This window comes from Nostoc sp. PA-18-2419, from assembly GCF_005869855.1.
In the GTDB taxonomy this organism is placed as follows: Bacteria; Cyanobacteriota; Cyanobacteriia; order Cyanobacteriales; family Nostocaceae; genus Nostoc.
In genome coordinates this window covers 55019-73398 of sequence record NZ_SZNH01000007.1, presented here as the reverse complement: position 1 = coordinate 73398, position 18380 = coordinate 55019, and the positions used below count along the sequence as shown (strand labels likewise).

Here is an 18380-nt window from a genome sequence, read left to right as displayed (position 1 = left end):
CGCTTGTCATTTTCTCCTAAAGGGTGTGGCTACAGCTTTAAATAGCAGAAATAGCACAAACCTGTAATCCAACAGGTGTCTGAATAATCACTGATTCTACACCAAAAACTTGGGCGATCGCATTTGGTGTCATAACTTCTTTAGGCGTACCAACTTGCCAAATATGACCTTGTTTTAATAATGCAATGCGAGAACTATATCGTGCTGCTAAATTTAGTTCGTGTAAAACTGTGACAATAGTTAATTCCTGTTGCTGATTCAGTTGTTTGAGCAGTTCCAAAAGTTGCAACTGATAGTTGATATCCAGAAAAGTTGTAGGCTCATCTAATAATAAAAGTTTTGGTTCTTGAGCTAGCGCTAAAGCTAAAAAAGCCCGCTGTCTTTCACCGCCTGAAAGTTGTTCGACTAAGCGATCGCTTAATTTTTCTAGTTGCGTCTTTTGAATTGCAGCCTCAACTTTTAACCAATCTCCACTATCTAATTCCCATTTCCACCAAGGTTGATGTGGAGTGCGTCCTAAACTTACTAATTGTCGCACTGTTAAGCCAACGGGAACTATTTGTTGTTGAGGTAAGAATGCTAGTTTTTGTGCAACTAAATTTGGGGGTTGAGAATGAATCGCTTTGCCATCAAGTAGCACTGTTCCTTGCTGTGGAGGAAGAATTCGACTGAGCAATTTGAGTAAGGTAGACTTACCTGAGCCATTAGCACCAACTAAACTCAACCATTCTCCTGTTTGCAGGCTGAGGTTAATGTCTTTGACAATTGGTAGTGTTGTATAACCGCCTGTGAGGTTTTGCAGTTCGAGTGGCATTTGCAGAAATTCAAAAATCAAAGGTATAGTAAACACCATTTTTACAGAAGCGATCGCTGTTTAAAGAAAATTCCAGATTGGACGAGCGATCGCTTTTAATATATCTACCGTAAAAGTAGGGGTTTAACAGTAACTCTGTTCAAGAAGGCAGAAGGTTCTTTTTACAAAAGGTTTTAAACCCTTGCTCCCTAGCGTGGCAAGAGACGGTTCAGGCATTCAACACAAGGGATTTATACCTTCTGTTGAATGCCCTCTGTCCTCTACCTTTGTTGATAATTTCTGAAACAATCTTTAAAACTATCTTTCCTTTATTGCCCTCTTTAGAAGGTTGTTGTGCGTGGAAAGATTAAGTTGGAGTAGATTGCGCACAGCCTGCTGTAAATCCTCTTGTTTGACTAAAGTGTCTCCCAGTAGAACGGCATGGCTACCAGCTTCAGCCACAAAGGATAAATCAGTTGGTGTATACAAGCCAGACTCACTGACGATATAAATACCTAAGTTCTGGATCTGCGATCGCCTAGCTGCCAGCAATTGCCGAGTTGTGCTGATATCAACGCTAAAATCTTCTAGGCTTTGATTGTTGATTCCTATTAAGCGTACATCATCAAGTTGTAGCACTCGATCCAGTTCTGCCAAGGTACGCACTTCTACCAAAGCATTCATTCCTAAATAATGAATCACCCGCAAAAAATTTTGAAGTTGCCGATTGCACAGAATCCCTGCTATCAGTAGCACTGCATCTGCACCTGCTGCTCGTGCTAAATAAATTTGGCACGGGTCTAAGATAAAATCTTTACACAGTAAAGGTAATGATACCCGGTGACGGATAGTACGTAAAATCTCAAAGCCGCCATGAAAGAACTTCTGATCCGTAACAACAGAGATACAAGTTGTGCCACCACGCTCATAAGCTTTGGCGATCGCTACGGGGTCAAAGTCTGCCTTTATTATTCCATGAATTAGAGATGCTTTCTTCACCTCTGCAATGATACAAGGTCGGTAATGACTTTGTTGCAAAGCGGTGAGGAAATCTCGCACTGTCGGCGCAGCGGTTAACTGACGTTGCAATGAAGCTAAAGACATCTCTTGCTGAATTTGTGCAACTTCATACTTTTTCTGCCATACAATCTCTTTGAGAGTCGGTTGCAAATAAGTATTAGGGGTAGTAAATGAGTAAGTCATATGTTAATGATCACCAAAAAGTATCAATTATAAAATTTCAGGCTACCCCTACATATCTTCTTCACAATGACAGTGTGTGGGATGCCTTATAGTGAAAGGAAACATTGAATAACCAAAGATGTAAAACTTTCAGCCTTCTTCCTTCCCTAAGGGAACTTTGTGAACAACTGCTTTGAAATAGACTTACTTGTTAATATTTATTTACAGGAATTTCGCTGTCATAATTTTTTTCACAACTGAAGCCACGTTGATTTAAGATTTAAAGATTCTACAGTTTCATTACTAGTTTGATTTGGTTTAGAACTTTCAACTAAGCAGTTATTTTTGAGAAGTCGGATGTACGTACGATAAGGGATATAGTCTATCGGATTATAACCAGTAAAACGCAGTATTAAAACACATGCCCATGAATATTTACCTGCAATAATTGCTTTTAGTATTTGCTCAATTTGTTCATTGTTAATTTTTCTACCCAGTTGGTTTTGATAACTACTAATACTTTGAGACATAATTTACACTCTTTTTTAAAGAAAATATTTAGTATAAAATTAGTAAAACTTTTTAGATTTATTTTAATTTGTTGTTATCAATTATTCTCCTTTTTATAAATAATCTACATTTAAAAAAATTATTAATTAAATTAAAATTGAATTGTTTAAATTTAAAATTTTTTAATAATTAAGATATAAAAAAATACTATTAAATAACTAAATTAATAGTTATTCTCAGCTCATCTTAAAAGTAGGGGCGGGTATAACCGATAGAATAAATATCTAGTTAACCCGCTCTTACAGATGAACCGTATTGCAGAAGCAGCTTCTTAATTAAGCTTACTCAATGTTTAGTGAAGGAGTATATGAACAATTTTTTGATAGATATATCTATTTTTTCGCTCTTGAAATCAGATTTATTTGCTTAGAATAAATAAACATGAACTAGGAGAAGGCCGATAGCTTTATTCGAGTTTTATGCTGCTAAGGCGATATGCTTCATACGACTCCTGTATTCTCCGACTAGACCTTTTAAGAGGTACAAGTATTCACTAATTGCAATGATTACTATAAGATTGTTGCCAAGTTGATACTAGGTCTAATATCGTAACCTTAATCTATTTTAATTTCTTTAATTTCAGTACGTTTCAAGATACTTCAGCAATGAACCATTAATTTATTGCAACGCGGTCAAGCAATCCAAAAATGAGGTTTTAGAGATGAGGGGTTAAACCCCCCATAAATGAATTAATATCTTATAGTATTCTTAAACACATAAGTAATTCATATTTTATATTTCTTTTGGAAGATATTTTAGACTTAACAATACATATAATTTTTTAAAATATATATCTTGTGACAGATGACAGCACTTATTGATATATAGTTTAATCCTTGAAAAAGAAAAAATAAACTAAATTAATCAAAAATGTTTTATTGATTAAGCTTATATTTACGTAATATAGGCGTAGTCAAGAGAAAATTGATAACTAATGATGTAGATATTATTCTATGTTCAAAAAATTAAATAGTCGATGTTTTTTGAAAATTACTGTTACATACAGTTAAATAATCTACAAAAACAAGGTTATTTAATAGTGTAATTATCCTGTCTACTCAAGACTTCATTACTTATTGATGAAAATAAATTATTTAAATTTAAAATAAATACTTTTGAAACTGACAAAATTATACATAATATTTATTTATGTAAAATATGAAAGCAAAAATATCTTTACATTATCATTATAATAAAAATCACATTCTATTGTTACAATTAAATTTAAAATCATAATCTATCTGTGATTATCTAAAATAATATTGCTTTTGACTTAAAAACAGCAATATTAAAATCTGATTAAGCAGTGATTAACAACTCCTGAATGGGTATAGTGCCGACTTGTTTAAGTGAGTAACTAGGTATATGAATTCTGGTGGTTATAAATAGATATAATCTAACTTTCTATTTATTTACAGCCAGAAGTTGAGTTGAAACTTACTGATTTCCTGATGCAGTTTTGTAAACCATCAATTAATAAATATATTTAGAATCAACACTCATAGTTTTTTTAGAGAATGGGTCGGCACAAAATTTGATTCTTTTTTCCTGCCACAAAAATCCTATTGCTAGAAAAATGATACACGAACCGTCGAAAAAAATTCTTGTCATTGAAGATGATGCTGTCATGCGCAATGTCTTCTTGGAGGTTCTTAAAGCTGAAGGTTTTCATACTATAGAAGCAGAAAATGGGCTAAATGGTATCGAGCAAGCACAAGAGCATTTACCTGACTTGGTGATTTGCGATATTCAAATGCCAGATATCGATGGTTATAGTGTTTTGACTACACTCCGCCAAAATCCGGAAACAGCAGTTATTCCTTTTATTTTTTTGACTGGTAGTAATACTCAAGCAGACCATCGCAAAAGTATGGAGTTAGGAGCAGATGATTATCTGACTAAGCCTTCTACTATAGAGGATTTGCTCAAAGCAATCGCTGTCCGATTTGAAAAGCAAGCTTTATTCAGGTACTGGTATGCTACTAACTCTCATCAACTCAGCCGTCCGGTAGCTTCAACGATTAACTCTGAGTCTATTTTTCCATATATTCCTCAATTACAATCAGTTTTCGACTTCATTGAAAATAATTATCGACAAGGAATTACTTTGTCTAAAGTGGCTGTTGCAGTTGGCTATTCGCCTGCTTACTTAACCAATAGAGTAGCAAAAGAAACAGGAGAAAGTGTAAACGCTTGGATAGTCAAGCGCCGGATGGCAGCAGCACGCCCCTTACTTAAAAATACTAATCAAACTATTGAGCAGATTGCTTTTGCACTAGGCTATCAAAATACGTGTCATTTTTCTCGTCAGTTTCGTCAACATCACGGGCTTTCTCCAAAAATTTGGAGAAAACAGCAACAACTTCTTGAGTCTTCTAAAATTGCCAAGCTACAATTAATCAAAAATCGCGGTTCCGTAGAAAAACTTGTCTTTTTAGGTCGTTAGCTTTCAAGCCAATTCTCAATTTTCCTTAGTTTTTGGTTTGTTCAATTGTTGCACTAATAATTGTAGTGTCAAAGCCAACAAACCAATTGCTACTATACCAAATATGCCGCTTCCTAAAGCAACTATACCGACAACCAAGGTACGAACAGCAGAGGCAATTTTTATTACTAATGGATTTATTGAATGAATAGGTTTGGTTGCAAAATTTGTGGCGATCGCAATCATCAGCGAATACATTGCAAATGCCATTCCTGCGGAAATTACAGCCCCAGTGATAGAGCGTAAAGGACTCGCTGTCATCTGTACTTGAGCATCAGTTTTTGAAGTTAAATTTTGGTCACTCATACAATTTTAGATTTGGGATTTGGGATGCCGTATTGAAAAGTAAAAAGTAAAAATACAAAAGATTTTTTTAAACTGAGGATGTTACCTGAATACCATGTGAAATTGTCCGAGTCACAAACAATTCTAAATCTCCATCGGTAAGTGCTTCTGTGACATAGAGCTTAACTTGTTCTGCCTGCTGTTCAGACTCAAAAAGAGCGAATACCGTCGGTCCAGAACCAGACATCATTGTTCCTAAAACGCCTTGTTGATTTGCAAAGACTTCTCGCAGTTGCAATACTTGGGGATAGGCTGGTAATACTACTCGCTCTAAATCATTGTGCAATTTTTCGGCTATTTTCCCTGTATCTCGAGCAAAAATGGCCTTTACTATCGCTCCTGAGTGAACTGCATTAGCACGAGCTACTAAGTCGTTGGTATTTTTGATATAAGAATTACTAAATTGCTGCCGATAGGTTTTGTACGCCCAAGCGGTGGAAACTTCTAGACTGCGGTATTTTGCCAATACTATATATATGTTATTCAAATTTGGCAGGGGAGAAAGTTGCTCACCTCTACCTGTACCGATCGCTGTTCCACCTGATATACAAAATGGGACATCTGAACCGAGTCTAGCTCCCAATCCCTCTAATTCTGACTGAGTTAGTCCCAATTTCCAGAGTAAATCTATCCCGATCAACACGGCTGCGGCATTTGTCGAACCTCCGGCTAACCCAGCAGCTACAGGAATTTGCTTGTTGATACTAATGTCTACACCTCCATATCTAGCAAACGCTTCTGGAAATTCCTTCGCCATCAGTTCTGCCGCTCTGTATGCCAGATTACTTTTATCTGTCGGTACTTGTGGGTGGTTGCAGTGAACGTGAATGGTTCGATTGCTATTAGAACGGACATCGATCTGGTCTGCAAGAGCGATACTTTGGAGTATCATTGCTAACTCATGATAGCCATCAGGGCGATCGCCAATGATTTCCAAATATAAATTGATTTTAGCAGGGGCAATTAAGCTGTAGGAATGCATTTTTAGGGAGCGAGAAAGATGAGGGAGATGGGGAGATAAGGAGGTGGGGAGAATAACTCTTAACTCCTTACTCAACAGTCAACAGTTAACACTCAGTACTCAGCACTCCCGACAACTCATTTGCTAGAGTTACCCACTGCTGAGGGCTGAGGTCTTCGGCTCTGACTTGGGGATTTATTTCTAATTGTTCCAGTAATTGGGTCAGGCGATCGCGTTCTACTACAGATTGCAAATTATTTCGTAACATTTTACGCTTGGCAGCAAATCCTAGCTTTAGCAAATTTTCTAACCGTTTTGGGTTAAGTGCTGGGATCTCTATTTTTCTGGGACGCAATCGCACGACAGCTGAATCGACTTTTGGCGGTGGATGGAATGCAGCTGCTGGGACTGGGCAAATTAATTCGCACTCAGCTAAATACTGTACCCGCACGCTCAATGCCCCAAAAGTTTTTGACCCTGGTTGAGCGTACAATCTTTCTGCTACTTCTTTTTGTACTAGCAAGACTATCAATTCAAACGGTTCGGGGTTAGGATTAGCAATCGTACCGAGTAGTTTTTCGATGATTGGGCCTGTAATATTGTAAGGAATATTGGCTACTACTTTATTTTGCTTTTGGAAATGAGGGAATGCTACCAAGTGGGATGGTAAATCTAAGGTGAGAAAATCTCCTTGCAGCAGTAGGAAATTTTCCTTTTTACCTATTTGTTTTGCCAATATTTTACATAAATCACGGTCTATTTCAACTGCAAGTAGAGATTGTACTAAAGGTAGTAAACGACGAGTGAGAATACCTGTTCCTGGGCCAATTTCCAGGATGCTATCGCCTTCTGTACACTCTGCTGCTTTAATAATTGCCTCGAGTGCCTTTTCACTTTTAAGCCAATGCTGAGCAAAGACCTTGCGTGGTCGGATCATTTATATTTCTATTCTTCTTGAATACTTTTTATGATTAATTTTATATTAATTTATATGATTAAACTTGAGTAAATTTTATAGAAGCTTGCATAAAAATAGTAACCGAATTAATCAAATTAAATCGGATCGCCAAAAATTTTATTAAGTAAACTCAAAGGTTATCCTAGCTCTTTTTATTGTTCGTTTACAAATAAAGGACAACTAATTACTTAATAATGCTAAACAATCTGTTTCTGCCCACCAAGCATAAATTGGTGTATCGCGGTCTGGTAAATTACCAAAAGTATTTGGTTGTAATACATTGATTCTGATACCATTTATTAATTCCACAATGTAATTAACGTGGGTGCCTAAATACATAACATTAACTAAGCGACCTTCAAAACAATTTGTTGGCAAATTGGGCGGATAAAGTGAAAGCTGGATTTTTTCTGGGCGTACACTGACAACTACTGGTTGTGATAATTCAGTTGGTGTATCTTCAGCACGGGCGATGATAATTGAGAGTCCTGTTTTTGTCAAAATTTCCACATCAGAAGAGTTGACCGCTAGGATTTCACCATTAAATAAATTAGTATCGCCAATAAAATCAGCAACAAAAGATGTTTTGGGACGTTCGTAAATTTGGCTGGGAGTACCTACTTGCTCTATTTTCCCTAGATTCATCACAGCGATGCGATCGCTCAAAGAAAGTGCTTCTTCTTGGTCGTGTGTCACCATCACAAACGTCAATCCCAAGTCTTGATGTAAATTTGATAACTCAACTTGCATTTCCTTACGCAGTTTTAAATCTAACGCCCCTAAAGGTTCATCTAATAGGACGACAGCAGGACGATTGACTAAAGCCCTAGCCAAAGCAACGCGTTGCTGTTGACCGCCAGAAAGTTGATTGGGAAAGCGCGATCGCAAACTTTCCATTTTTACCAGTTTTAATGCTTCTTGAACTCTAGTTTCAATTTCCGTTTTACGTAATTTTTTTAAGCGCAGTCCGAAAGCGATGTTATCCCACACATTCAAGTGGTTAAATAAAGCGTAACTTTGAAATACAGTATTGACGGGTCGGCGGTAAGGGGGCACATTAGTCATAGACTGACCCTGAATCAACACCTTGCCAGCGTCGGCAATTTCAAAGCCGGCAATTAAACGCAGTGTTGTTGTTTTTCCACAACCGGAGGGGCCTAAAATACTAAAAAATTCCCCCTGTTTGACATCCAAATCTATTCCGTGTACTGCTGGTTCTTGGTTAAAAAACTTGAATACATTACGCAGTTCAACGTCAAGTGGGTGAAAAGTTGCGATCCCCCTCTGATTCTGCATCGCAGTTTGAGCCATAATCCTTAGTAGAATGCCGTGATTTTACCTGATTTTGTCAATTTGTTTAGTCTTTTGGGCAGACTAAATTTGACACTTTGGTTTATTGTATCCGCCAAAAACAATTGTTTAGGAATATACTCGCCCAATTTATTAGCACCCAGTACTGACTATCGTAATATCTACAAATAATCTTAATCTTGAAGTACTCTTTGTCTTATGACATTATTGAAACCAGCTCCATTTGGTGGTAAAAAAAATACACGCACAGTCGGACGGAGTTTCCAACCAATATTTTTAATTGTATTTACTCTATTGATGGTGACGGGAATTAGCGCTCGTCTGGCATACTTACAAATTATTGAAGGAGCGAATCACCGCAAACGAGCAGAAGCAAATCGGATTCGGACGATCTCCAAACAACCAGAACGAGGTAATATTTTTGACCGTAATGGCAAACTTCTAGCTAGTACTCGCTATCCTCGCTCCGTGTATTTGTGGCCGATGGCACATACTAAACCCTCATGGTCAGTTGTGGCTCCGCGTCTATCTCAAATTCTCGATATTCCTCAAGAGGAGATGGAAAAGAAACTCGAAGAAGCTGGTGCCAATTCTTCTTCACTGATTCGGATTGCTCGCGACTTAAATGAAGCACAAATTACGGCATTAAAGGAGTATGAAAGTGAACTTAAAGATGTAGAAATTTCTACGGAAGCCGTTCGCTACTACCCGCATGGTCAAGAATTAGCGCATGTACTAGGTTATACACGAGAATTAACTCCCGAACAGTTAAAAGAAAAGAAGCAGGAAGGCTACAAATTGGGGGATGTCATCGGTCAAATGGGAGTTGAAAAGGCTTATGAGAAAATGTTGCGAGGTGAATGGGGTGGTCAACAGGTAGAAGTAGATGGTGCAGGTCGGCCACTGCGGGTTTTAGGCGAAAAACAGGCCAAAGCGGGTAATGATTTACACTTGACTATAGATTTAGATGTGCAAAAAGCAGCAGAAAAAGCTTTAGGCGATCGCAAAGGAGCGATCGTCGCACTTGACCCGAATAATGGTGCGGTTTTAGCAATGGTATCTCACCCCACCTTTGACCCGAATATTTTCTCCAAACAAAAACTCTCCCACAAAGATTGGGAAAGCGTCCAAGGTAAAGACCATCCCTTAGTAAATCGTGCCCTGAGCGCTTTTCCACCCGCCAGTACCTTTAAAATTATTACAACAACAGCTGGGTTGGAATCGGGTAATTTTTCTCCAGACACAGTATTACAAACCTTTGGCTCGCTGACTGTTGGTGGAGTAACTTTTGGCGAGTGGAACCACGCCGGATTTGGCCCATTGGGATTTCCCAGAGCGATCGCGATGAGTAGCGATACTTTCTTTTATCAAGTTGGCAGAAAAGTCGGTGGCCCGACTTTAATCGAATGGAGTCGCAAATACGGGTTTGGTCAAAAAACCGGCATTGAATTTGTCAATGAAGAATCAAAAGGCTTGGTTCCAGATGAAATATGGAAGCAAAAAGTTTTGAAGACACCTTGGACTGTAGGTGACACCATTAATATGTCAATTGGTCAAGGTGCTTTGCAAGTGACACCCCTGCAATCGGCAATCATGTTTTCTGTCCCTGCTAATGGTGGGTATCGAGTTCAACCGCATTTACTTAAAGACAACGAATCAGCAAAAAGTTGGCGAGAGTCTTTAAATATGAAGCCCCAAACCATTAAAGTTCTCCGCGAGGGACTGCGAAAGGTAATCAGTGAGGGTACAGGTAAGCGCTTAGATGTACCCACAATTGCCCCAGCTTCAGGAAAGAGTGGTACTGCCGAAGCTGGTGTTGGTCGCCCCAATCATACTTGGTTTGGTGCCTATGCCCCCACTAATAAGCCAGAAATTGTGGTTGTAGCATTTGGTGAAAACTCCGGCGATCATGGCGGTACTGTTTGCGGCCCAATGGTTTTACAAGTGCTGGAAGCTTATTTTCAGCATCAATATCCCAGTAAGTATCAAAAACCCCAGTCTGAAGCATCAGAAGCTAAAACTCACAATTCTGGACATAGTACTGGAGACTAAGAGAAGGAAGAATTCAAAATGTATGCTGAATATTACTGTCTAGTCGTTAGGGGACTAGTGCTTTAGCCTCTACTAAAAGAGTAGGGAAAGCAGCAGGTAGAGGTGAAAATAACTAATAACACATGACTCTTACCCCAGAGATAAAGTTTTATTGAGCCGCCTGAGCGGGTTTTAAATTTCTAGCTCTGTAGAAAGTTTCTAAGCTATCACGATCGCCAACGAAACGCCAGTGCCAAGGTTCGTAACTCACACCTTGAAGATTATCTTTCGGAAAGGACATTTCAAAACCAAAACGGGCTCCATTTGCTTGTAGCCACTGATAAGCTTTGGTTTTGTCAAAGTTGGTTTGGAGATTTGTCGCTGGTGCTGCACCGTCTCCAATATCCGCAGCATAACCTGTGTGATGTTCGCTATGACCAGGAGGAGCGCTAAGGGCTGCTCGTTCTGCTGGTGTTTGATTTCGCTGGGCACCGACAGCAAAAAACAATTGCTCTTGGTCTTTAATTGAGCGAAAGCCAGAAATTGGCACTAAAATTACATTTGCACTTCGTGCAGTTGCTACCATCTCCTGAAACTTTTGGGCAGCAGCTTTTCGCATTCTAATGCCCCTATTTCCGGAAATGGTTACTAATTGTGACTCGGGGGCTTCTGAGTATGCTAGATGCCCTAACAAAGTATTGTTGGAATTATTGGTGTTGGAATTATTGGATGTTGCGCTGGTTGCAGGAGCAGGACTAATTGCTGAGGGTTGCAAATTGGCAGTTTTTCTAGATGTAATCAGAAAAAACAAAAAACTACTAATTAAAGCCAGCAGGATAAATCCTGCTAATCCCCCAATCAACAAAAATCGAGGCTGCAACCACACCTTGGGTACTGCAACAGGAGTATCACGTACAGCCACCGGAATATCATCTGGATCGGGTGATGAATTGTGTAGTTTTTTAGAAAACCCAGCCTTCTTCAAGGGAAAACTCCTGTTTTGTGGGATAGCCATAACAGATTTTGCACTGGACAAAAGGTAGAGGTAAAAGGTAGCATTTTAGATTTGTAATTCTTAGGCGCAATTTTGACAAACCTTTTAGAACTATACGTCAAGCTGGGAGGATTAGTACTAGTAGGTTTTGTTTTGGGACGCAAACTACCTGTAACAGTTCCTACCAGGTTAGGGCAGTTTCTTTATTGGGTGGGAGTACCCATCAGCATAGTATCTTTTTTGCACCGCTCTAGCTTGTCTGGGCAGATTTGGATTGCACCTGTGATCGCTTACCTAGCCATTCTACTCGGTGCATTTTTAGCTTGGGTAGGCATTAAAGTACAAGCCTATTTTAGAAAGACCATTCCCCAACCACCAACTCAGGCTAGTTTGCTGCTAACGGCAATGCTGGGTAATACAGGCTTTCTCGGCTTTCCCATCGCCTTAGCAATGGTAGGTAAAGAATACTTTGCTTGGGCGTTATTTTACGATTTGTTGGGTTCGTTCCCAGGAGCTTATGGCTTGGGCGTATTACTAGCAGCGCGTTTTGGCGGTGGTGTCCACAATTATTGGCAAACTTTTAGAGCTGTCTTAATTAATCCTGCTCTATGGAGTTTCGGATTTGGCTTGCTGTTTCGAGAGGTCACAATCCCCACAGTGGTGGAATTGTGCTTAGAGAAATTGGCTTGGAGTATTCTAACTTTATCTTTGGTGCTAATTGGAATGCGACTAGCGTTGCTCAACTCTTGGCGCAGCCTACCACAAGTAGCAGTAAGCTTAGCAATCAAAATGCTACTAGTTCCCTTAATCTTGGGAAGCATCCTACCAGTGTTTGGATTAACGGGTTCTATAGCAAAGGTGATAGTCCTGCAAATGTCTATGCCTCCAGCTTTTGCCACACTGGTAATTGCTGAGACATTCAATCTTGATCGTGATTTAGCTGTAACTGCCTTAGCTGCTGGAGCTATAGTATTGCTGATTACTCTGCCAATTTGGCTATGGCTGTTTTGATTTTAGATTAATCCACTATCTTAGTCAGTATAAATACTCCAAAAGTAAGTATTTACACTCAGCTTCGCAACTTGCTAATTTTTTTTAACGTTTACTTTATTTATTTAGTTGAGTCAGGTTTTTTAAGCAATTTAACAGTCACTCGTATCCAAAAGCTTGCAGATTTTTATGATGTTTCTTCTGCTATCTTTTTTTGATAAATCCATCAGAGAAAGATTTCTTAAAAGCAGTCTAGAGATAGGCAAAATATTTAGTTTGCATTATCATGTCTGGCGATCGCTTTCAAGTAGAAACGGTTAGATTACTTATCAAATTAATGTAGTATACATTACTTATGAACAAATAAACTAACTACACCCCAACTTTTAATGCTTGCTATAAAACTACTAAAAATATAGCTTTCTAAGCTTTTTTCTTTTCAACCATACTGAAACAAGAAGTATAATTTAATCTTCTCGACTTATCTTGGCTGCTAGTTCAGTGATGTTCATTTGTTCATAGCGTTCAAAGGGTTGGTGAATCCAGGGGTTATCGGGCAGATAATCAACGTAATAATCGGGTGCTATAACTGAACACGCTTTGTACCACAGTGTAGCGGTGCGAATTTCTTCAATGGGTAAATCAATATTTTGCTTCAGCCAAGAAACAGTTTGCTGGAGTGTCATTCCAGAGTCTACTAAGTCATCTACTAAAAGAATGCGCGAACCTAACTTTTGGGCAGTCATTGTCAAGTGACCGGAGATAATTAAATTATTTCTTTCTTGTTTACCAGGGCTACTGTAAGATGAGGTTGCTAAAATCGCCAGCGGTTGCTGGTATATACGGGAGAGAATATCTCCAACTCGTAGTCCTCCTCTAGCAAGACAGATAATTTGGTTAAATTCCCAACCAGATTGATAAATCTCAATGGCCAGTTGTTCAATTTTTTGGTGATAATTTGACCAAGAAACATAAAGGTCTGGCATAAGTCTCACTTCAGTGGTAAATAGCTACTATTGAAGGCAAACGCAAACTTTTTATTTTAGTATGAGTGCAAATTATTATGAATGATTCTGTTGGTGATGGCAATGCCCAACGAAATCCTGTAAGTGAAAAACTGGATTTGAAAACAAAATTAGCTTACGGTGTAGGAGATCTAGGTCCAGCTGTTACTGCAAATATCTCTGTCTTTTTTCTCCTAGTTTTTTTTACTAATGTTGCTGGTATCCCAGCAGGTTTAGCTGGCAGTATTTTGATGATTGGCAAAATCTGGGATGGAATAAACGATCCTGTTGTCGGCTTTCTAACTGATAAAACAAAATCTCGTCGCTGGGGTCGTCGTCTTCCTTGGATGTTTTATGGAGCAATTCCCTTTGGAATTTTCTTCTTCTTGCAGTGGATTGTACCGCGTTTTAGTGCCCAGCAGAGTAATAATATTTGGCCGTTGTTTTGGTATTACGTGGTGATTGGCGTGATATCTCAGGCGTTTTACACTGTTGTGAATTTGCCTTATACGGCAATGACTCCAGAATTAACTCAAGATTACGACGAACGCACTAGCTTAAATAGCTTTCGCTTTACATTTTCTATTGGTGGCAGCATTTTGTCGTTGATTTTAACACAAGTTATTTTTTTTCTAATTAGCGATCGCCAACAACAATATCTAGTTTTATCAGGAATTTGTGCAATAATTTCAATTTTGGCATTATATTGCTGTGTTTTTGGAGTCCGCGATCGCATTCTGGCTTTTGAAGCCAAACGTACCCAAATTGAGGAACCTCCATCTCTCCCGTTTAACGAACAGTTAAAAATTGTCTTCACTAATAGAGCTTTTTTATTTGTTATTGGTATATATCTTTTTTCTTGGCTAGGCGTGCAAATCACAGCTAGCATTATTCCCTATTTTGTAGTCGATTGTATGCGCCTCAAGGAATCAGATGTGCCTACATTAATGATTGCAGTCCAAGGAACTGCTTTGTTAATGCTATTTGTCTGGGGTGCATTAAGTAAAAAAGTTGGTAAAAAAGTTGTTTATTTTCTGGGAATGAGTTTATGGATTATAGCAGCCGCCGGATTATTTTTCTTGCAACCTGGTCAAATTGCTTTGATGTATTTTATGGCTGTTATGGCAGGTATTGGTGTGTCCACAGCTTATTTAATTCCTTGGTCAATGATTCCAGATGTAATTGAATTAGATGAACTGCAAACTGGACAACGTAGAGAAGGCATTTTTTATGGCTTTATGGTTTTACTACAAAAATTTGGTTTAGCTTTTGGGCTATTTTTAGTAGGAAATGCTTTACAAATAGCTGGTTTTAAAGAAGCTGTAATTGGACAAACTACACTACCTATTCAACCGGAATCGGCACTGCTAGCTATTCGGATCGCTGTTGGGCCTATACCCACAATATGTTTGATTTGTGGCTTAGTTTTAACGTATTTTTACCCAATTACCCGCGAGATGCACGCAGAAATTATGCTGAAACTCAAAGAACGGGATCAAAAGTGAGGAAGATGAGAAATACAAGAGGACAAGGAGAATAACAAATGAGCAATACTCCCTACCCTATCTTTTGTATCTGCGCTCGCAAACTGACTAAATTTAAATATATTCTTTTAGAAGAGGTCAATTTAAATACTCTGTTTCATATTTAAATCAATAGGAAGTATTAAGAACAACTTAACTCACTCTCATTTATAGTTGTAGTCATTTTGTGAATTTCTCAGTCCTTCTTGTTATCAGAAGTATGGCTTTATGGATTTGATTGCAAATACCTCTAAATAAATACAAGTTTTCTGTCTTTGCTTAAAAACTCCCTTGTCTCATTTCCACTTTTATTAATGGGACAAATTTTTATTTGATTTATTTTATGATGCATGATTTTATTATTGTAAATCGAGTAAAGTATTAGTCCTGATACTGTTTTTCATTGAATACATAATGTATTAAAATATTAATTTTGATTTATAATTAGTACTTTGTACTACTCTATATATCAAGCATTACTAGAGTAATAATGCTTGTTTTATCTAGTTAAACTCTTTACTGAAACTATTCTCTCAACTTCATCTACTTTAATCTGCGCTAATCCAAACTGTTGAATTACCCCAGCATTTGTAGTTAAATGACTACTCACCTCAGCTACTCGGTAATGACTTGCTTGTGAAGCTAAAGCAGCAGGCAATAATAATTGATCTGCTAAATGTTCATCCACTGGTGCGCCTGTATGATGAAACTCAAGTAGTTGCTGACAAGCAATTTCTGCAACTGTCTCCGCTGATAACCGCAAACGCCCAAACCCACCAAAACCAGCTAAGCTGTTCTGATACTCAGCAGTGAGGAAAATACCCGCCCCAGGTGCGACACCTTTTTCTCGCGACGCTTGTACAGTAACTTTTAAATGCGCTTCTCTTAACAAACTTTCGGCACGATTGGCCATGCGTTGGGGAATATGGGAAGGTAATTCTGTCACCACCGCAAGTCCGCGCACTTGCTGTAAGTTCCCCCTCTCCAATAAGTTAATCCCGCCAAGTTGACTACTACCACCAACTTGTAACTCGATTTCTCCGCCACCTTGGGGATACCAACCCCAAGCGCCTAACTTGACTTTTGCTTCTACTCCCATGCGTTGCAATATCCGCAGGTAAACTTGCTGAATGTATGTAACTGTGGGGCTAAAGTTTACATGAGTTCCACCTTTGAGTGTTACTTGGGAATTGCCAGATGCTAGTGCCAAAGGTAAGAGAATTGTCTGGAGAATTAAAGCGATCGCACCCGCAGAACCACCAGGTTGTGCTTTACTAACATCAAAGGCATAAGTTCCAGCTTGCACGGCACTACCTGGGATGAATTCCAGCAGCATTGAACCCAAAGCATCACCCCGTAGTTGGGCATTACAAATTCTAGCTGCGGCACGAACGGCTGTTAAATGCTGTGGTGCTAATCCTGGCTTTTTGCGTCCGGCGCGAATACCTGCAATCCGTATGGGTTCGCCAGTGATAGCGGCTAGACTTAAGGAAGTGCGAAGAACTTGTCCGCCTCCCTCTCCGTAAGAACCATCAATTTCAATCATGGGTGATTTTGGGATGTTGTTTTGGGTTTTCCCCAGGTTTTGGAAATTAAAGCATAGATAATGTGTGGAATTCACAATTCATAATTGAGAATTTAGAATTCAATTTTTAAATTTTAATTGGAGAACTTTGCTTTATCCAGAATTCATTAACCTATAAAGGTCTATTATTTCTCAAAATTTGAACTGCTGAGGAGCAATAACTTTTCCTCCCAGTTTCTTCAATAATATAGGTGTAAGGATTGTCAATAGCCACACTCTGTTCTTGGTGATAGCGAATAATTTTGTTGAGACGTTCTTCTATGTGTAGCGCACAAGCTGCAAATCACCAGGAATGAGGCTAATAGACGCTGTTTTGCCATGTAGATTATCCCAGTTTACTCTCTGAGAATTCATGGCACTTATTTAATATCAAGTCGGATCAGGCACTCAAGCTGACAAAAACAAATATTTGTCTGAGTTTTTATCAGTTAAAAAAGTAGGATTAAAGTTGTAAGGACGCTTTTGGTTGTCACTAAAACTAAACTTGGTTTTGAGTAAAGGGCAATTATTAATATTAGCATAAACATAAATTGGTTTGCTTTTAAGGTTGCCAAGGGTTTTAATTGCTGTGTTGGGATGGGCAATGAGACACCAGGGATTTTTACTGAAAAATTGCTGCGACTGTGATTTGGGGAATACCTTGCGCTATGGCGTTCACAGGATCGACACCATAACCCATAATGGAAGTCTACCGTACCCCCCCTCAACAATTTAGTACTACCAACTTGAAGACTACCCATTATGGATAGTGACATCTAAACTGTAGTCTTTGTAGATACCAGTGGCCTTGGTGCAACTGGTCGTAGACATCGCCACGTAAAATCCGGGGTGTTTTACTTGTGCAATCCAGTTTGTGCCAAACGTTACTTTATCTAACTTAGAATTGCTAGTTGACGGTTGGTTGCTGTTAGTACAAGCTGTTATCAAGCTGCTAGCAATATTGATAAAACTGTATTGAAGAAAATTGCGACTACTTTGGCGATGAATTGTTATTGATGAGGGTGATGACGGATTCATAAAACAGTATGATGCTTTCTCCTATCTACCGTCGTAACTCAATCTAAATGTACATTCTAAAATTAACTTTTGATTCACTACCGAATACGGTTGAATTTCTAGAGCGCGTTTAAAAGCTCGGATAGCTTCGCTATACTTTCCAAGTGCTGCGTAACACAAACCCATGCCATGAAGCGCACCAAAATGTATTGGATTTATCTGCACAACCATCTGACAATCTGCTAGAGATTTTTGATAATCGCCAATACTATAATAGAGAAAAGCCCGCCGATTCCAAGCTTCAGCAAAATCTGGCTGTTCTTTGAGAAGTTCCGTCAGATCTGTTTCGGCTTCAGTAATTTCACCTGCATCAAGTAACTTTTGACTGCGGTCAATCCTTTCAAGCCCATAAATTCCCTTTTGTTGAAACCAGATCCGCCAAATTTTTCTGGTTGCCTGTTCCCGGATTGTAGCATCGGGATTTTTCAACTCTTCAAGTAAGAAATTGATAGATAAAGAATCCATAAATTTGAGATCAGTGAATATACCTTTATTTTTACTTTCTCACAAATTTTCTCTTCTAAAACATTTTTAAAGTCATCTTTAAAATTACGGATATCAATTGCTATTTATGAAATTTATGTGTGAWTTT

At 38.6% G+C, this 18380-nt stretch carries 16 protein-coding genes; 4 read left to right on the top strand and 12 right to left on the bottom strand.

Annotation, left to right across the window (positions count from 1 at the left end; translation table 11 throughout):
• Positions 1 to 37: 37 nt before the first annotated feature.
• The 3 genes from FCR06_RS09425 to FCR06_RS09415 all read right to left on the bottom strand — a co-directional run bounded on the left by FCR06_RS09425 (position 38) and on the right by FCR06_RS09415 (position 2505).
• The gene (locus FCR06_RS09425) at positions 38 to 814 is read right to left on the bottom strand and encodes an ABC transporter ATP-binding protein (RefSeq protein WP_138498899.1); all 777 of its coding nucleotides are present in this window, start codon (positions 812 to 814) and stop codon (positions 38 to 40) included.
• Between the two features lie 297 nt (positions 815 to 1111).
• On the bottom strand, positions 1112 to 1996 hold the full coding sequence (gene trpC, locus FCR06_RS09420; protein WP_138498897.1) for an indole-3-glycerol phosphate synthase TrpC: 885 nt from the start codon (positions 1994 to 1996) through the stop codon (positions 1112 to 1114).
• A 230-nt stretch (positions 1997 to 2226) separates the two neighbouring features.
• Entirely contained in the window at positions 2227 to 2505 is a 279-nt protein-coding gene (locus FCR06_RS09415) for a HetP family heterocyst commitment protein (RefSeq protein WP_138498895.1), read from the bottom strand.
• 1616 nt (positions 2506 to 4121) lie between these two features.
• Here FCR06_RS09415 and FCR06_RS09410 point away from each other — a divergent pair.
• On the top strand, positions 4122 to 4991 hold the full coding sequence (locus tag FCR06_RS09410) for a response regulator (protein WP_138498893.1): 870 nt from the start codon (positions 4122 to 4124) through the stop codon (positions 4989 to 4991).
• A 15-nt stretch (positions 4992 to 5006) separates the two neighbouring features.
• On the opposite strand, the gene FCR06_RS09405 is transcribed toward FCR06_RS09410, so the two are convergent.
• The 4 genes from FCR06_RS09405 to FCR06_RS09390 all read right to left on the bottom strand — a co-directional run bounded on the left by FCR06_RS09405 (position 5007) and on the right by FCR06_RS09390 (position 8605).
• Positions 5007 to 5336 (bottom strand): DUF3082 domain-containing protein, encoded by a 330-nt coding sequence (locus tag FCR06_RS09405; RefSeq protein ID WP_138498891.1) that lies wholly within the window; start codon positions 5334 to 5336, stop codon positions 5007 to 5009.
• Between the two features lie 67 nt (positions 5337 to 5403).
• Positions 5404 to 6357, bottom strand: coding sequence for a 4-(cytidine 5'-diphospho)-2-C-methyl-D-erythritol kinase (gene ispE / locus FCR06_RS09400; protein WP_138499189.1), 954 nt, complete (start codon positions 6355 to 6357; stop codon positions 5404 to 5406).
• 85 nt (positions 6358 to 6442) lie between these two features.
• Positions 6443 to 7273, bottom strand: coding sequence for a 16S rRNA (adenine(1518)-N(6)/adenine(1519)-N(6))-dimethyltransferase RsmA (rsmA, locus tag FCR06_RS09395; RefSeq protein WP_138498889.1), 831 nt, complete (start codon positions 7271 to 7273; stop codon positions 6443 to 6445).
• 201 nt (positions 7274 to 7474) lie between these two features.
• On the bottom strand, positions 7475 to 8605 hold the full coding sequence (locus tag FCR06_RS09390; RefSeq protein WP_138498887.1) for an ABC transporter ATP-binding protein: 1131 nt from the start codon (positions 8603 to 8605) through the stop codon (positions 7475 to 7477).
• Positions 8606 to 8803: 198 nt separating this feature from the next.
• On the opposite strand from FCR06_RS09390, the gene mrdA reads away from it, so the two are divergent.
• Positions 8804 to 10657: a penicillin-binding protein 2 gene (gene mrdA / locus FCR06_RS09385; RefSeq protein ID WP_138498885.1), complete on the top strand. Its 1854-nt coding sequence runs from the start codon at positions 8804 to 8806 to the stop codon at positions 10655 to 10657.
• Between the two features lie 148 nt (positions 10658 to 10805).
• On the opposite strand, the gene FCR06_RS09380 is transcribed toward mrdA, so the two are convergent.
• Positions 10806 to 11621, bottom strand: coding sequence for a D-alanyl-D-alanine carboxypeptidase family protein (locus FCR06_RS09380; protein WP_138499187.1), 816 nt, complete (start codon positions 11619 to 11621; stop codon positions 10806 to 10808).
• 102 nt (positions 11622 to 11723) lie between these two features.
• Here FCR06_RS09380 and FCR06_RS09375 point away from each other — a divergent pair, with 102 nt between their 5' ends.
• The gene (locus tag FCR06_RS09375; protein WP_138498883.1) at positions 11724 to 12641 is read left to right on the top strand and encodes an AEC family transporter; all 918 of its coding nucleotides are present in this window, start codon (positions 11724 to 11726) and stop codon (positions 12639 to 12641) included.
• 446 nt (positions 12642 to 13087) lie between these two features.
• On the opposite strand, the gene FCR06_RS09370 is transcribed toward FCR06_RS09375, so the two are convergent.
• A complete protein-coding gene (locus tag FCR06_RS09370; protein ID WP_138498881.1) occupies positions 13088 to 13606 on the bottom strand; it encodes a phosphoribosyltransferase in 519 nt (172 codons plus the stop codon).
• 77 nt (positions 13607 to 13683) lie between these two features.
• Here FCR06_RS09370 and FCR06_RS09365 point away from each other — a divergent pair, with 77 nt between their 5' ends.
• Positions 13684 to 15129, top strand: coding sequence for an MFS transporter (locus FCR06_RS09365; RefSeq protein WP_138498879.1), 1446 nt, complete (start codon positions 13684 to 13686; stop codon positions 15127 to 15129).
• A gap of 517 nt (positions 15130 to 15646) precedes the next feature.
• Here the strand turns inward: FCR06_RS09365 and rtcA are convergent.
• The 3 genes from rtcA to FCR06_RS09345 form a co-directional block, all read right to left on the bottom strand.
• Positions 15647 to 16693, bottom strand: a complete 1047-nt coding sequence (gene rtcA, locus FCR06_RS09360; RefSeq protein ID WP_138498877.1) for an RNA 3'-terminal phosphate cyclase — start codon at positions 16691 to 16693, stop codon at positions 15647 to 15649.
• A gap of 771 nt (positions 16694 to 17464) precedes the next feature.
• Positions 17465 to 17749, bottom strand: a complete 285-nt coding sequence (locus tag FCR06_RS09350) for a hypothetical protein (protein ID WP_189523360.1) — start codon at positions 17747 to 17749, stop codon at positions 17465 to 17467.
• A 21-nt stretch (positions 17750 to 17770) separates the two neighbouring features.
• Entirely contained in the window at positions 17771 to 18253 is a 483-nt protein-coding gene (locus FCR06_RS09345) for a tetratricopeptide repeat protein (RefSeq protein WP_138498875.1), read from the bottom strand.
• Between the last annotated feature and the right edge of the window lie 127 nt (positions 18254 to 18380).

Bases quoted from the DNA above. Each gene is read 5' to 3' on its own strand.
- FCR06_RS09425 (WP_138498899.1), bottom strand. From the start codon at position 814: ATGCCACTCGAACTGCAAAACCTCACAGGCGGTTATACAACACTACCA.
- trpC (WP_138498897.1), bottom strand. From the start codon at position 1,996: ATGACTTACTCATTTACTACCCCTAATACTTATTTGCAACCGACTCTC.
- FCR06_RS09415 (WP_138498895.1), bottom strand. From the start codon at position 2,505: ATGTCTCAAAGTATTAGTAGTTATCAAAACCAACTGGGTAGAAAAATT.
- FCR06_RS09410 (WP_138498893.1), top strand. From the start codon at position 4,122: ATGATACACGAACCGTCGAAAAAAATTCTTGTCATTGAAGATGATGCT.
- FCR06_RS09405 (WP_138498891.1), bottom strand. From the start codon at position 5,336: ATGAGTGACCAAAATTTAACTTCAAAAACTGATGCTCAAGTACAGATG.
- ispE (WP_138499189.1), bottom strand. From the start codon at position 6,357: ATGCATTCCTACAGCTTAATTGCCCCTGCTAAAATCAATTTATATTTG.
- rsmA (WP_138498889.1), bottom strand. From the start codon at position 7,273: ATGATCCGACCACGCAAGGTCTTTGCTCAGCATTGGCTTAAAAGTGAA.
- FCR06_RS09390 (WP_138498887.1), bottom strand. From the start codon at position 8,605: ATGGCTCAAACTGCGATGCAGAATCAGAGGGGGATCGCAACTTTTCAC.
- mrdA (WP_138498885.1), top strand. From the start codon at position 8,804: ATGACATTATTGAAACCAGCTCCATTTGGTGGTAAAAAAAATACACGC.
- FCR06_RS09370 (WP_138498881.1), bottom strand. From the start codon at position 13,606: ATGCCAGACCTTTATGTTTCTTGGTCAAATTATCACCAAAAAATTGAA.
- FCR06_RS09365 (WP_138498879.1), top strand. From the start codon at position 13,684: ATGAATGATTCTGTTGGTGATGGCAATGCCCAACGAAATCCTGTAAGT.
- rtcA (WP_138498877.1), bottom strand. From the start codon at position 16,693: ATGATTGAAATTGATGGTTCTTACGGAGAGGGAGGCGGACAAGTTCTT.
- FCR06_RS09350 (WP_189523360.1), bottom strand. From the start codon at position 17,749: ATGAATCCGTCATCACCCTCATCAATAACAATTCATCGCCAAAGTAGT.
- FCR06_RS09345 (WP_138498875.1), bottom strand. From the start codon at position 18,253: ATGGATTCTTTATCTATCAATTTCTTACTTGAAGAGTTGAAAAATCCC.